At 62.1% G+C, this 13,281-nt stretch carries 10 protein-coding genes and 2 pseudogenes; 6 read left to right on the top strand and 6 right to left on the bottom strand.

Features of this window, described 5'->3' with window-relative positions; all coding sequences use genetic code 11:
- Positions 1 to 98: 98 nt before the first annotated feature.
- Positions 99 to 293, bottom strand: a complete 195-nt coding sequence (locus M0D64_RS30580; protein ID WP_266260516.1) for a hypothetical protein — start codon at positions 291 to 293, stop codon at positions 99 to 101.
- Between the two features lie 368 nt (positions 294 to 661).
- The gene (locus M0D64_RS30585) at positions 662 to 1,078 is read right to left on the bottom strand and encodes an organic hydroperoxide resistance protein (protein WP_266260517.1); all 417 of its coding nucleotides are present in this window, start codon (positions 1,076 to 1,078) and stop codon (positions 662 to 664) included.
- Between the two features lie 603 nt (positions 1,079 to 1,681).
- Between M0D64_RS30585 and M0D64_RS30590 the strand changes: the two genes are divergently transcribed.
- Positions 1,682 to 2,005: a DUF4148 domain-containing protein gene (locus M0D64_RS30590; RefSeq protein ID WP_266260518.1), complete on the top strand. Its 324-nt coding sequence runs from the start codon at positions 1,682 to 1,684 to the stop codon at positions 2,003 to 2,005.
- Positions 2,006 to 2,227: 222 nt separating this feature from the next.
- A complete protein-coding gene (locus M0D64_RS30595) occupies positions 2,228 to 3,988 on the top strand; it encodes a cytochrome c biogenesis protein DipZ (protein ID WP_266260569.1) in 1,761 nt (586 codons plus the stop codon).
- Positions 3,989 to 4,007: 19 nt separating this feature from the next.
- Here the strand turns inward: M0D64_RS30595 and M0D64_RS30600 are convergent.
- The 3 genes and pseudogenes from M0D64_RS30600 to M0D64_RS30610 form a co-directional block, all read right to left on the bottom strand.
- A pseudogene (locus tag M0D64_RS30600) lies at positions 4,008 to 4,133 on the bottom strand (IS6 family transposase); the annotation flags it as partial.
- A gap of 412 nt (positions 4,134 to 4,545) precedes the next feature.
- The gene (locus M0D64_RS30605; RefSeq protein ID WP_266260519.1) at positions 4,546 to 6,738 is read right to left on the bottom strand and encodes a penicillin-binding protein 1A; all 2,193 of its coding nucleotides are present in this window, start codon (positions 6,736 to 6,738) and stop codon (positions 4,546 to 4,548) included.
- Positions 6,739 to 7,226: 488 nt separating this feature from the next.
- Positions 7,227 to 7,553, bottom strand: a pseudogene (locus tag M0D64_RS30610) (YbhB/YbcL family Raf kinase inhibitor-like protein); the annotation flags it as partial.
- A 129-nt stretch (positions 7,554 to 7,682) separates the two neighbouring features.
- Between M0D64_RS30610 and pdhA the strand changes: the two are divergent.
- Genes pdhA through M0D64_RS30625 form a run of 3 tightly spaced genes read left to right on the top strand, consistent with a single transcriptional unit; the run spans position 7,683 to position 10,864 of the window.
- A complete protein-coding gene (gene pdhA, locus M0D64_RS30615) occupies positions 7,683 to 8,771 on the top strand; it encodes a pyruvate dehydrogenase (acetyl-transferring) E1 component subunit alpha (RefSeq protein WP_266260521.1) in 1,089 nt (362 codons plus the stop codon).
- Entirely contained in the window at positions 8,764 to 9,744 is a 981-nt protein-coding gene (locus tag M0D64_RS30620; RefSeq protein WP_266260522.1) for an alpha-ketoacid dehydrogenase subunit beta, read from the top strand. The genes pdhA and M0D64_RS30620 overlap by 8 nt, the downstream gene beginning before the upstream one ends.
- A 4-nt stretch (positions 9,745 to 9,748) precedes the next feature.
- A complete protein-coding gene (locus M0D64_RS30625; RefSeq protein WP_266260523.1) occupies positions 9,749 to 10,864 on the top strand; it encodes a dihydrolipoamide acetyltransferase family protein in 1,116 nt (371 codons plus the stop codon).
- Positions 10,865 to 11,149: 285 nt separating this feature from the next.
- On the opposite strand, the gene M0D64_RS30630 is transcribed toward M0D64_RS30625, so the two are convergent.
- Positions 11,150 to 11,938, bottom strand: a complete 789-nt coding sequence (locus M0D64_RS30630; protein WP_266260524.1) for a LysR family transcriptional regulator — start codon at positions 11,936 to 11,938, stop codon at positions 11,150 to 11,152.
- Positions 11,939 to 12,050: 112 nt separating this feature from the next.
- On the opposite strand from M0D64_RS30630, the gene M0D64_RS30635 reads away from it, so the two are divergent.
- Positions 12,051 to 13,241, top strand: coding sequence for a M20 aminoacylase family protein (locus M0D64_RS30635; RefSeq protein ID WP_266260525.1), 1,191 nt, complete (start codon positions 12,051 to 12,053; stop codon positions 13,239 to 13,241).
- Positions 13,242 to 13,281 lie beyond the last annotated feature (40 nt).

Raw genomic sequence — 13,281 nt, forward strand, 5'->3', positions numbered from 1 at the left:
CCAGCGTGTATGAGATTCGGAACGGATTGGCATCCGATTCCGGATTCAGTATCTGATAGAGGCTTTCAACCACACTGGCAGGTAGCGATCGAAGAGTCTCAGTACGGCCGCCTTGCCGTATGTGCAAGACTATTTTTGCCCATCATCAGATTCAGCATCACCTGTTGAAACTTTACCCGGTCTCCATGAACGAACGGCAGCGCATCATCCAGGCGGGTTTCTACAGAGATGCCATGCTTTGTCGCTTCGGCGCGGATCAACGCGACAACCTCGCGAATCGCCTCATTGACCACGATACGCTCTTTTCGTGCGGGCGCCTTTTTGACGAGTGCGCGAATCCGGTCGATGACGTCGTTGGCGCGTATGCCGTCGTTGACGATACGAACGAGCGCTGGCCGAACCTCTTCGAGATCCGGGGTCTGCGCGCTGAGCCAGTGCGTGGCTTACGGTTAAAGGCCAGCGGCCAAGGATGCGGGCAGTAATCTGGACGCTTAAACCCTGCAGTCGCAGACGGCAATTGTCAGGCACTTTTCAGGCTGGAGTTATTGCTATCGTTCTTTCATGGCAACACCTTGTGCAAGTCAGGGTGTTGCGCTTCTGATTTGAAAACGCGTATGCAATACATTGGCTAGAACAATTTGCCGCGAGCCGTCCATCCGGTTTAGACGAGTGTGATCGAAACATCCACGTTGCCGCGCGTAGCCTTGGAATACGGGCAGGTCTGATGCGCCCGTTCGACCAGCGCCTGAGCAACGTCACGCGCCAGGCCGGGAAGGCTCACGTTCAGACGCGCCTGGATGAAATAGGCGCCGTTAGTGGTTCCGAGATCAACCTCGGCATCAACGCTGGTGCCGGCCGGCAGCGGGACATTCAAGGCGCGTGCGGCCGCGCCCATCGCGCCGATGAAGCATGCCGACCAGCCGGCACCGAGCAATTGCTCCGGATTAGTTCCGCCGCCTGCGGAACCCGGGGATGAGAGCTTGATGTCGAGGCGGCCGTCCGAGCTGCGAGCGGCCCCGTCGCGACCACCGGTCGTGTGGGTCTTGCCTGTGTACAGTACGTTTTCGATTTGGGCCATGCTGGGTTACTCCGATTGGGTTGGTGATAGGTAAAGAACGTGAGTCATCGGCAAGCCACCGGCTTTCCGGTTGCGAAACCGAGGCCGGATCCGACTTGCAATTTGCCGAGGAAACCGTTGCGACTCGGGTTCAACGCACGATGGACGTATTGGAGCGCACAGATGTACCCCATATGTGTCGAGGCAGGGCGGTTTGTGTAAGCGCGCGTATCAACGTACCCGGCAGATACATTGCGATACAAACATGAACCGTGTCCGCGCGCGGTGCGATGGATGCGACACACCTTTTTAAGCTAGTGCGCTAATCCTCATCACTAGACTCAATCCCGTTTGGGCCATAGAGGCGCTTGGGCCCTGCCACACAACGCGAACGCGAACCAGAGCGAGATTTGTGTCGCAATGTATCTACCGGCTGGGGTGATACACAACATTGCAAAAGGCCGGCTTTTCCGACACAAGCCAGATACCTCCACGAGTTCCAATGCATCAACGCCGGAATCCAGATGTATTCCACCTCGCAGGTCCCAACCAGACTGCGGCTCGTGGTCCCCGATATCCGGACGTCTTTCTGGCAGCACTGAACTCACTCTGGAGATACACATCATGAAATCGCTCATTCAAGCCGTTGCCGTTGCCACTGCGCTCGTCGCTCCGTTCGCCTCTTTCGCCCAGTCGAGCCAACCGGTGACCCGTGCGCAAGTTCGCGCCGAACTGGTTCAGCTCGAAAAGGCGGGTTATACCCCCGGCCGCAGCGCCGATGCGTATTACCCGAGCGACATTCAGGCTGCGGAAGCCCGCGTGGCTGCGCAAAATGACGCGGCAAGCGGCATGGGCGGGGCGGTCGGCGGTTCGTCGGCATCCGGTGCTCCCGTAGCGGCGCACGCCGCAACGAATGACGGCATGAAGCCGGTCTACTTCGGTCAATAACGCCGTGGATGCATGCAGGGTGCGCAGCCGCCGGCAAATCATCCGAAGACTTTGAAACCCCGCGCGGATGACCAATGACTCCGGTTGCTGACTCCGGCACGTTACACCGTACTGCGCTGCAAAGGCACTTAACGGTCGCACAGCGTTCTGCCACATGACGAGCATCGCGCGGGCGCATCCGCTTGCACCGGATGCCTACGAACACAAATGGCTCAACAAACCATGTTACTCATCGTTCTCGCCTACCTGGGTGGTGTCCTCACGATCCTCAGCCCATGCATCCTGCCGGTGCTGCCCTTCGTTTTCGCGCGTGCCGACCAGCCCTTTGTGCGTAGCGGCCTGCCGCTGCTTACCGGCATGGCGCTCACGTTCGCCGCCGTGGCGACGCTCGCAGCGCTGGGCGGCGGCTGGGTTGCCGAGGCCAACCAGTACGGCCGCTGGCTTGCGATCGCGCTGCTCGCCGTGTTTGGTCTGACGCTGCTGTTGCCGCGCTTTGCCGACTATCTGATGCGTCCGCTGGTGAGTGCCGGCAACCGGCTTTCGACGTTCGCCCAGGGCAACGGCCAGCAGGTTCGCACAGGCTCCTCATTCCTGTTGGGCATCGCCACCGGCCTGCTTTGGGCGCCATGCGCCGGACCGATTCTCGGTCTTGTTCTGACTGGTGCGGCACTGCACGGCGCGAGTGTTGGCACTACGCTGCTGCTGATCGGCTACGCGGCCGGAGCGGCAAGCTCCCTGGCCGTGGCGCTGTTGCTCGGCGGCCGGGTGTTTGCGGCAATGAAACGCTCGCTGGGTGCCGGCGAGTGGATCCGCCGTGGGATCGGCGCGGCGATGCTGTGCGGCGTGGCGGCCATTGCGCTCGGCCTCGATACCGGCGTATTGACACGCGTATCGACCATTAGCACGAGTGGCCTTGAACAGCGGCTAATCGACCGGTTATCGCCGCGCTCGAAACCCGCCAATGCGATCGCAGTGGACAACGCTGCCGCGGAAAACGCGGCGCCGCTGCCCGTCGAAGGCGTGCTGCCCACGCTGGACGGTGCGGTTCAATGGTTGAACTCGCCGCCGCATACCGTGCAGGGCCTGCGCGGCAAAGTTGTGCTGGTCGAATTCTGGACTTACTCGTGCATCGACTGCCTGCGCACCCTGCCGTATGTGAAAGCGTGGGCACAGAAATACAAGGATCAGGGTCTCGTCGTGATTGGCGTGCATACGCCCGAATTCGCGTTTGAACACAATATCGACAACGTGAAGAGGGCTACGCATGATCTCGGCATCGATTACCCCGTCGCGATCGACAATCACTCCGCGATCTGGAGCTCGCTGGGCAACCAGTACTGGCCGGCATACTATTTTGTCGACGCGCAAGGGCAAATCCGCTACCACCAATTCGGCGAGGGCGGCTATGCGCAGTCAGAAAGCGTCCTCCAGCAGCTACTCGCCGAAGCGGGTCACCCAGGCGCAGCAAAGATCGCGACGGGTCTCCTGAACGCAAGGGTAGGGGGCGCGCAAGCGGCGGCCGACGGCGACGATCTGCGGTCGCAGGAAACCTATATCGGCTACCTGCAGGCGGAGAATTTTGCTTCAGCCGGCGGTGAAACGCACAATCAGCCTTTTAGGTACACCGAACCCTCGCGGCCGGCCTTGAATGAATGGGGGCTCGCCGGCACGTGGAAGGTCGATGCCGAATACGCGACGCTCGCGCAAGCGTCTGGACGTATCGTCTACCGCTTTCATGCGCGTGATCTGCATCTGGTGCTTGGACCAGAAACTGACGGCAAGCCGGTTCGTTTTCGCGTCAGCATCGACGGTGCGGCGCCTGGCGACGCACATGGCACGGACGTCGCCCCGGACGGCAGCGGAACCGTGACGGGGCAGCGCCTTTATCAACTCGTGCGGCAGACCGGCGAGGTCAAGGATCACACTTTCACGATCGAGTTCTTGGACGCGGGCGTCGACGCCTACGTATTCACGTTTGGCTGACGCCAGACGGACCAACACACATACACTGATTAAGATCGCGCAGGCTAAGCTTGTAGCGCAGGTACCAGCGAACACACAGAATGATCACATCGCGATCAAAATGACGGCCCGCGAACAGTTTGTCCAGACTCTTCAACTTGCTCATCGGCGGTTCTCAATTCGTTCAGACCGACACCTTAACCAATTTGCCCCCGCGCTATTTGCACCAGAGCCCCTAATGCCGGCCTTGCCCCCGAGACTCACCCTGGTCAGGGCGGAGGCGCTCGGCCTCCTGATCCCCGGATCGGCATTCTCAGCAGTGTTCGGCGCATTCCGTCTCACGCGCAAAAAGCAGTATGCAAACACATTTCAGCAAATGCAAAGAGAGCTTTGCCCATGTGCCGCAACGGATCGTTTCGACATCGCAAGGCGCCAGGCTTGCGCGGTTAGGGGCGTAGGCTTCGGTCGAGCGATCCAGATCGAGAAATCGGTCAGCGGGCTACTACCGGCTGCCTCGGATTGAGATGCTGCGTCGGCGGCATCGGCGAATGCGAATGTCGCGTCCGCCAGCGACGACATCAGAAGCTCCAGAAGAGGAAGTGTCGATGCCGTCGCGCATGGACCGTGCGGGGCGGCCGGGTCTCGGGGCCGAGCTGTGCATCCGGATCGATGACCCTCGCGCGCAGCGCCATGTCATAGAACGCGCCCACCATCGGTAAGGCGCTGTGCGCGCCCGCGCCCCAATAGTCGTTGCCGAGCGTCACACGTGCATCGTCGAAACCTACCCATGCGCCTGCAACCAGTTGCGAATGCATCAGGATGAACCAGCTATCCGTGTTGTCCTGCGTCGTGCCCGTCTTGCCGGCCACATCGGCGCGAATCCCGAAGCGCGTCCGGATGCCTGCGCCGGTGCCCCGGTTAACGACGTCGCGCATCACGTCGACGAGTGTTTCCGCGGCGCCAGCGGGCAGTGCCTGTTCCGGCGATGCGCTCGCGAATTCGGCGAGCACCTTGCCGTCGTGATCCTCGATGCGCGTGACCATGCGCGGTTCGAGATAGGCGCCGCGGTTCGCGATCGTGCTGTACGCCGAGACCATTTCCTTGAGCGTGACGGGGCTCGTGCCGAGCGCGAGCGACGGCACTGCTTCGAGCGGACTCTCGCGCACGCCCATCGCACGCGCGAGCTGTGCGACCTTCTCGGGGCCCTCCTTTTGCATGAGCTGAGCCGTGACACGGTTGCGCGAATATACAAGCGCGTCGCGCAGCGTCATCGGTCGGCCGGTCGGCGGTTCCGCGTCGGTAGGCCGCCAGCTCGCATGCCCGGTCAGCGGAATGGCGACGTTCCGGTCGACGATCGTATCGTTCGGCCGCGCGCCGTCCGCAAAAGCCGCGCCGTAGACGAACGGCTTGAACGTCGAACCGGGCTGGCGCCGCGCCTGCTGCACGTGATCGAACGGCTCGCCACTGAAGTCGCGGCTGCCGACCCATGCCTTGATATCTCCGTTGCGCGGATCGATCGCGACAAACCCCGCCTGGATCTGCGTCTTGCTCCGGCAGAGCGCGCGAACGAACGTGGGGTTCGTGCCGAGCTTCCTGAGCGCGGTCGGATCCGATTGACCAGCATCACGTGCGGCGCGGTAGTCGGCCGTCTGCCGAATGAATGTCTGGAACAGGTCGTTGCCCGGCCAGCAGCCCGTGCGTTCGCTCCATGCGTCGTTCGCGATCGATTGCAACTGGTTCGTCTGCCAGTTCATCGCCTGCGTCGCCATCGCCTGCAGGCGGGAATCGATGGTCGTGCGCACGACCAGCCCGTCGGCATAGATGTTATAGCCATTGCGACCGGCCCATGCGATCAGCCACTTGCGCAATTGCGCCGAGAAATGAGGCGCGGCGCCCGGTGACGCGGTCTGCAACTCGAAATTGACGTTAAGCGGTTGTCGCTTCAACCAGCTGTAAGCGTCGACCTTGAGCTTCCCGTACCTGTTCATCTGCCCGAGCACTGTGTTTCGCCGCTGCAACGCGCGCTCGGGATTGAGCACCGGGTTGTAGGCGCTGTTGGCCTTCAGCATGCCGACGAGCGTCGCGCTTTCGAGGATGTCGAGCTGATCGGCCGATTTGCCAAAGTAGGTGCGTGCGGCCATTTCCACGCCATAGGCGTTGTACAGGAACGGCACCGTGTTCAGGTACGTCTCGAGGATCTGATCCTTGCTGTACACAGCTTCGATCTTGAACGCCGTGATCGCTTCCTTAAGCTTGCGCGTGAGGGTCGGCGCGCGGCCGATTTCGTCGGGATACAGGTTGCGCGCGAGCTGCTGCGTGATCGTCGAGCCTCCCTGCCGATCGCCGGAGAACGTATGCAGTGCGGCCGACGCGGTGCGCTTCCAGTCGATGCCGTGATGCTCGTAGAAGCGGCGGTCTTCGGTCGCTATCAATGCATCCAACATGTACGGCGAGATCTGTTTGAGCGACACCCACTCGCGATTGACTGGCTTGAATTCCTCGAGCAGTTTGCCGTCGGCCGACACGATCAACGCTGGCCGATCGATGCGGGCTTTGCGGATGTCGCCGATGCCCGGCGTAAATGGCACGAGCGCAAGCACGTACAGCAGGAAGAACGCCGGCAACGCGGCGAGTGTCAGCGCGATGCCCCGTCGCGTTGGGTGGCGAAGGCGGCGCAGCGCGCTGCTGAAAACGAGTATGGCTATCGTGCTGCCGGCGGCGGCCAGCGGTTGGATGCGGGCGAGCCACCGTGCGCAATGGTCACGAAACAACGATAAATATCGGCGATTCACGGTGGCGGGGCGCTGGCGGAAAAGCCGGGATCGTACCAAAACGGAACGGCGCTTCCGTCGTCAAAAAAGGCTGCGGCGCGCGGCATTAACAGATGATTACATTTGTTTCGTGTGGACGACGTTCGCTGACTATGGCCCCGGTTTTGCGGTGGCCCTTTGCCCGCGATCAGGACGCGGAAATATGGTCGAACGCGATCGCATCAGGCGCGAAGACGGAAGCACGCCTCATATGGATCACTCGCTGAGAATGCCGATCGGGGGATCAGGAGGCCGAGCGTCTTCTTTATGACCAGGGTGAGTCTCCGAGGCAAGGCCGGCATTAGGTCGAAGGACTGATATGACTTTCCGTGTCAATCGGGATCGGTTTTCGTCGCTTTCCTTTCATAGGCGCGAGAATTTCCTGAGGGCGGCGTAGCAGTAAGTCTCGACGGTGGATCGCACTTATATCCGCGGATTGGTTACCGCATCACGGGCGGGCACGGGCCGCCGTAAGCGGCACGCCGGAAGTCGTTCGTGCCTTCGAGCGTGCCGCCTGGCAAGCTCCCTGCAGCGGCGCCCTCGGGCAGCCCGGTTGCCGTCGGCGGGATGTTGTAGAGCACCCAGTGTACCCAGGTCATTTTCGGCGCGGCCGGGTCCGGCGCGTCAGGGTCGTCGACGATCAGCGCCAGGCTTTTTGCGTTCGCGGGCACGCCGGACCACGCGAGCGGCGGGGAAACATCGGCGCCCTGGCAGGTATGTTGCGGAGGAATCTCTCCGTTCTGCTGGAAGGCTTGCGATGTGATCGTAAGCGTCATGGCACTCTCCTCAGCGATAGCGGTGCATGGCGGGTTTGAATACACGAGCACAGCAGTGTTCGTACGGTAGCGCTCGTGCGAGCGAACTCCGACGCGTATACGATATCCGAATGAACGTGGAGGGCGATCATGACCACGGTTGCCAGTTTTCATATCGGCTACACGCAATACCTCGGCCCCGACGGCGAGCCTGCTCAACCGCTGCCTGCGTTTGCACGGGACCCGGCGGCGCTGATTCCGCTCTATCGCGCGATGGTGCTGACACGCGCGTTCGACACGAAGGCAGTTGCACTGCAGCGAACCGGCAAGCTCGGCACCTTCGCGTCGTCGGTTGGACAGGAGGCGATCGGCGTCGGCGTCGCCAGCGCGATGCAGCCCGACGACGTGCTGTTTCCTTCCTATCGCGATCACGCCGCGCAATTGCTGCGCGGCGTCACGATGACGGAAAGTCTGCTGTATTGGGGCGGCGACGAACGCGGCAGCGATTTCAGCGTGCCGCGCGACGACTTCCCGAACTGTGTGCCGATCGGCACGCAGGTGTGCCATGCCGCCGGCGCGGCCTACGCGTTCCTGCTGCGTCACGAACCGCGCGTCGCGGTGGCGATATTCGGCGACGGCGGCACGTCCAAAGGCGATTTCTACGAACCAATGAACATGGCCGGCGTCTGGCAGGCGCCGCTTGTCCTTGTGGTCAATAACAACCAGTGGGCGATCTCGGTGCCACGCAGCCGCCAAAGCGCTACACAAACGCTCGCGCAAAAAGCGATCGCTGCGGGAATCGATGGACTGCAGGTCGACGGTAACGACGTGATCGCGGTGCACCATGTGGTCCACGCGGCGCTCGCCAAGGCTCGCCGGGGCGATGGCCCGACGCTGATCGAAGCGCTCAGCTACCGCCTTGGCGATCACACGACAGCCGATGACGCGACGCGCTATCGCGACGCCGAGGTCCTCAGCAAACAATGGGCGTACGAACCGTTGCTGCGCTTGCGCACTTACCTGATGCGCTTAAACGTCTGGGACAAGGCGCAGGACGAGCAACTCGGCCGCGCGTGCCTTGCGCAGGTCGAGCAGGCCGTCGACGCGTATCTGGTGGTACCACCGCCGGATACCTCCGCGATGTTCGATCATCTGTACGAGAGCTTGCCGTTGGCGATGCGTGAGCAACTGGCGATGGCGCAGCGATTTGCGCCTGCTGTGGGGAATCGCCATGGCTGATCTCAACATGGTCGAAGCGCTCAATCAGGCGCTCGCCTACGAACTGGCGCACGATCCAGCCGTCGTGCTGCTCGGCGAGGATATCGGAGTGAACGGCGGCGTGTTCCGCGCGACGGTCGGGTTACAGGCGCGATTCGGCGTAGAGCGGGTGATCGATACGCCTTTGGCTGAAACCGCGATCGCCGGCACCGCGATCGGCATGGCGGCGATGGGCCTGAAGCCGGTCGTGGAGATCCAGTTCAGCGGGTTCATCTATCCGGCCATCGATCACATTCTGAATCACGCGTCGCGTCTGCGGCATCGAACCCGCGGACGGCTGACGTGTCCGCTAGTGATCCGTGCGCCGTGCGGCGCAGGGATTCACGCGCCGGAGCATCATTCCGAAAGCCCTGAAGCGTTGTTCACCCATATCCCCGGATTGCGCGTCGTGACGCCATCGTCTCCTGCACGCGCATACGGCTTGCTGCTCGCGTCGATGCGCGACCCGGACCCGGTGATCTTCTTCGAACCGACGCGACTATACCGGCTCTTCAGACAGCCGGTGGAGGACAACGGCGAAGCACTGCCGCTCGACAGTTGCTTCACGCTGCGCGATGGGTCGGACGTCACCCTGGTGAGTTGGGGGGGAGCATTGCAGGACGTGCAGGCCGCAGCCGAACTGCTTGCGCAGGAAGGCGTGATGGCCGAGGTGATCGACGTGGCGACGCTCAAACCGCTCGACATGAACACCATTCTCGCGTCGGTAGCGAAAACCGGACGCTGTGTGATCGTGCACGAGGGCTCGCGCACCGGAGGGGTGGGCGCGGAGATTGCCGCCAATATCGCCGAGCGTGGACTGTACTCGCTGCTCACGCCGGTGCAGCGCGTCACCGGATATGACGTGGTGGTGCCGCTGTACAGACTTGAGAATCAATATATGCCAGGCACGGAGCGCATCGTTGCCGCGGTCAGGCAGACTCTGGAGGCGTCGTGAAGCCATGAAAGTCTTCAAACTGCCCGATCTCGGAGAAGGCTTGCAGGAAGCGGAGATCGTCGAGTGGCACGTCAAGAGCGGCGACGAGATTCGCGCGGATCAACCGTTGTTGTCGGTCGAAACGGCGAAAGCGATCGTCGAGATTCCGTCGCCTCAATCCGGCCGTATCGCGAAGCTGTTCGGTCAGCCGGGCGACGTCGTGCATCTGGGCGCGCCGCTTGCCGCATTCGAAGGAGAGGGCGACGAAGCCGATGCCGGCACCGTGGTCGGCCATATGGAGGTCGGCCAGCATGTAGTGCAGGACGCGCCGGCGGCGCCTGGCGGCGGCATGGGGGCGGGTGCTGGCGTGATCAAGGCGATCCCGGCGGCGAGGGCGCTCGCGCGCAAGCTGGATGTCGATCTGGCGATGGTGACGCCATCGGGTCCGGAAGGTGTTATCACAGCGGCAGACGTGCAGCGCGCCGCGAAGATACTCGCCGAGCTCGGGCCGCCCGAAGTGCTGCGCGGCGTGCGGCGTGCAATGGCGCAGAACATGGCGCGCGCGCACAGCGAGGTAGCAGCGGCAACCGTTATCGACGATGCCGACATTAATGCGTGGCCACCCGATACCGATGTCACGATTCGCCTGATCCGTGCACTGGTGGCAGGATGCCGGGCCGAACCGGGGCTTAACGCCTGGTTCGACGGACATACGGGGCGGCGCCGCGTGCTGGAGAAAATCGATCTTGGCATCGCCGTCGATCTGCCGGATGGCCTCTTCGTCCCGGTGTTGCGCAACGTCGCGTTACGCGACCCGGCCGATCTGCGCGGCGGGCTCGACCGGATGCGTGCCGACATCCGGGGGCGCAAGATCCCGCCGGAAGAACTGCGCGGCAATACGATCACGCTGTCGAATTTCGGCATGATCGCCGGTAAATATGCGGCTCCCATCGTTGTGCCGCCTACGGTCGCGATTCTCGGCGCCGGGCGCATTCACGAACAGGTCGTGGCGGCCGCCGGCGTGCCCGCCGTGCATCGGATCTTGCCGCTGAGTCTGACATTCGACCATCGGGTCGTCACGGGCGGTGAAGCCGCGCGTTTTCTTGCCGCGACGATGGCGGATCTACAGATGGCACGGTAGCTGATTTGAACTTGGCTAGAACCGGACATTTACATAAAGCTGCTACAGCCAGACTGTTGATTCTTGGCACCTACGGCGAGGTGTTGCGCGACGAAACTAACGGCCAATGTCAGCGTTTGTTGAGGCTTGTGTGATGTTTTGCAAGGAAAAGGCAGCGAGAACTGTTGCGTCGCTTGCGTGGCCGTTTCTGTTGCGCGCAATCCGGCCGTGAGCCTTGATGTTGCGAGTTGGCACGGCCAGAAAACGCAACACTCTAAAACATACCAGTTGTGTTGATAATTTATCTTATGTCAAATTACAGAAGCGCTGCCAATGACACCCACCAAATCCCTCCCTCCGTTCATCAACTTTCGCCTGCGCCGCGGCGAACATATCGCACCGGTAAGCCGGTGTCAGGCTGAGCCGCTCTGCGCGAATGATCGAGTCGACATACTGTTGAACGCCGAAACGCGGCGGCATGAAAATCAGGCGGGCATCGGCAAGCTGCTCGAAGCGGATACGCTGCAGTCCCGCCAACGGATGACGCGGGCTCACGAACGCGCAGAACGGCGCGGCGCGAAACGTGCGCGAACGTATCGCCGGGTCCTTCGCCCCGCCCGCGCATAAGCCAAGATCCACCTCATCGTTGCGAACCATCGCGATAATTTCGGACGTCGCGCCCGTATGCAGATCGACGACGATATCCGGAAACTGCGCGCTAAAACGCTCGAGCACGATCGCCATCAGATTGCCGACGAATCCCTCGCCGCACCCAATGCCGATCCGTCCGCGCCGCAGCCCCCGATAATCCTCCAGTTGCACCAGCATCTCCGCGTCGCGGCGCCGGCTTTCACGAAAGTGATCGACGAGACTCAGGCCGATTTCCGTGAGCGTCACGCGCCGGCCCTGCCGCTCGAGCAGCGCTACACCGTGCGCGCGCTCCAGTTGCGTCACCTGCCGGCTGATCACCGACGCATTGATGCCGAGCGCGTCCGCCGCCGCCCGCACGCCACCATGCACGGCGATTTCATGCAGATAGCGCAGGCCGCGCGGATTCAGGGCGCCTGTCTGAAGGATATCGGTATCGGTTGACATGCTTTCCGGACTGTTGACATTGAAGTCAACATTATCGACCGAAATACGTCATTGATCGCACGTTTTTGCAGCGAAATACTGACGCTTCGCTTTCCATATGCACGTCAATCCAATGCCCAATACCCAGCACTTTTGCACGCTCGACGAAACCAGCGATCTGAACGATGAACTGCGCGGCATTCGTCATCGTTTGCACCAGCACCCTGAACTGGCTTACCAGGAGTTCCAGACATCGGATCTTGTCGCTGAAGCGCTCGAAAGTTGGGGCTACGAAGTGACACGTGGCCTGGGCGGAACGGGCATGGTCGCGTCGCTCAAGTCGGGAACGGGGTCGCGGGCCGTTGCGGTACGCGCCGATATGGACGCCCTGCCCATCACCGAGGCCACGGGCCTGCCCTATTCCAGCGTTCACCCGGGCAAGATGCACGCATGCGGTCACGACGGTCACACGGCGATGGTCCTTGGCGCAGCGCGGCATCTGGCGCGCACGCGCCGCTTTGACGGAACCGTCCATCTCGTCTTCCAACCCGCTGAGGAAATCGGCTCGGATAGCGGCGCGCAACGCATGATCGCCGACGGTCTGTTCGAGCGCTTCCCCTGCGAAGCCATTTTCGGCCTGCACAACCATCCCGGCGCACCGGCGGGCACGTTCATGTTCCGCAGCGGTCCGTTCATGGCCGCATGCGATAGCGTCGACATCACGATCCACGGCCGCGGCGGTCACGCTGCCCGCCCCCATCTCGCCACCGATCCGCTCGTGATCGGCGCAGGACTCGTGACGGCGCTGCAAACCGTCGTGTCACGCAACATTGATCCCATGCAGCCCGCCGTGGTCACGATCGGTGCGTTCAATGCGGGACACGCGCCCAATGTGATCCCCGAAACGGCGCGCCTTCAGTTGAGCGTGCGCTCGTTCGATCCCGAGGTGCGCAAGCTGCTCGAAGCACGCATCCGTGCGCTCGCCAACGCGCATGTGCAAGCGCACGGCGCCAGCGTCGATATCGACTATGTGCCGGGCTACCCGGTGCTCGTCAATAGCGCGCCGGAGACTGAATTCGCGTTACAGGTCGCACGAGAACTGGTGGGCGACGAACGCGTGGTCGACGGCTTTGGTCCGATCGCGGGCAGCGAGGACTTCGCCTATTACCTGCAAGAGAAGCCTGGCTGCTTCCTGCGCGTGGGCAATGGCAAGGACACGCCCATGCTGCACAACGCGAAGTACGACTTCAATGACGACAACCTGACCGTCGGCGCCGCATTCTGGACGCGGCTGGTCGAGCGGTTTCTCGCGTCGAAAGTCTAAGCGCGCATCAGAAAGCGCAGACGGAACCATCATAAATACA

It is taken from the genome of Paraburkholderia sp. WS6, from assembly GCF_030464835.1.
GTDB classification, from domain to species: domain Bacteria; phylum Pseudomonadota; class Gammaproteobacteria; order Burkholderiales; family Burkholderiaceae; genus Paraburkholderia; species Paraburkholderia madseniana.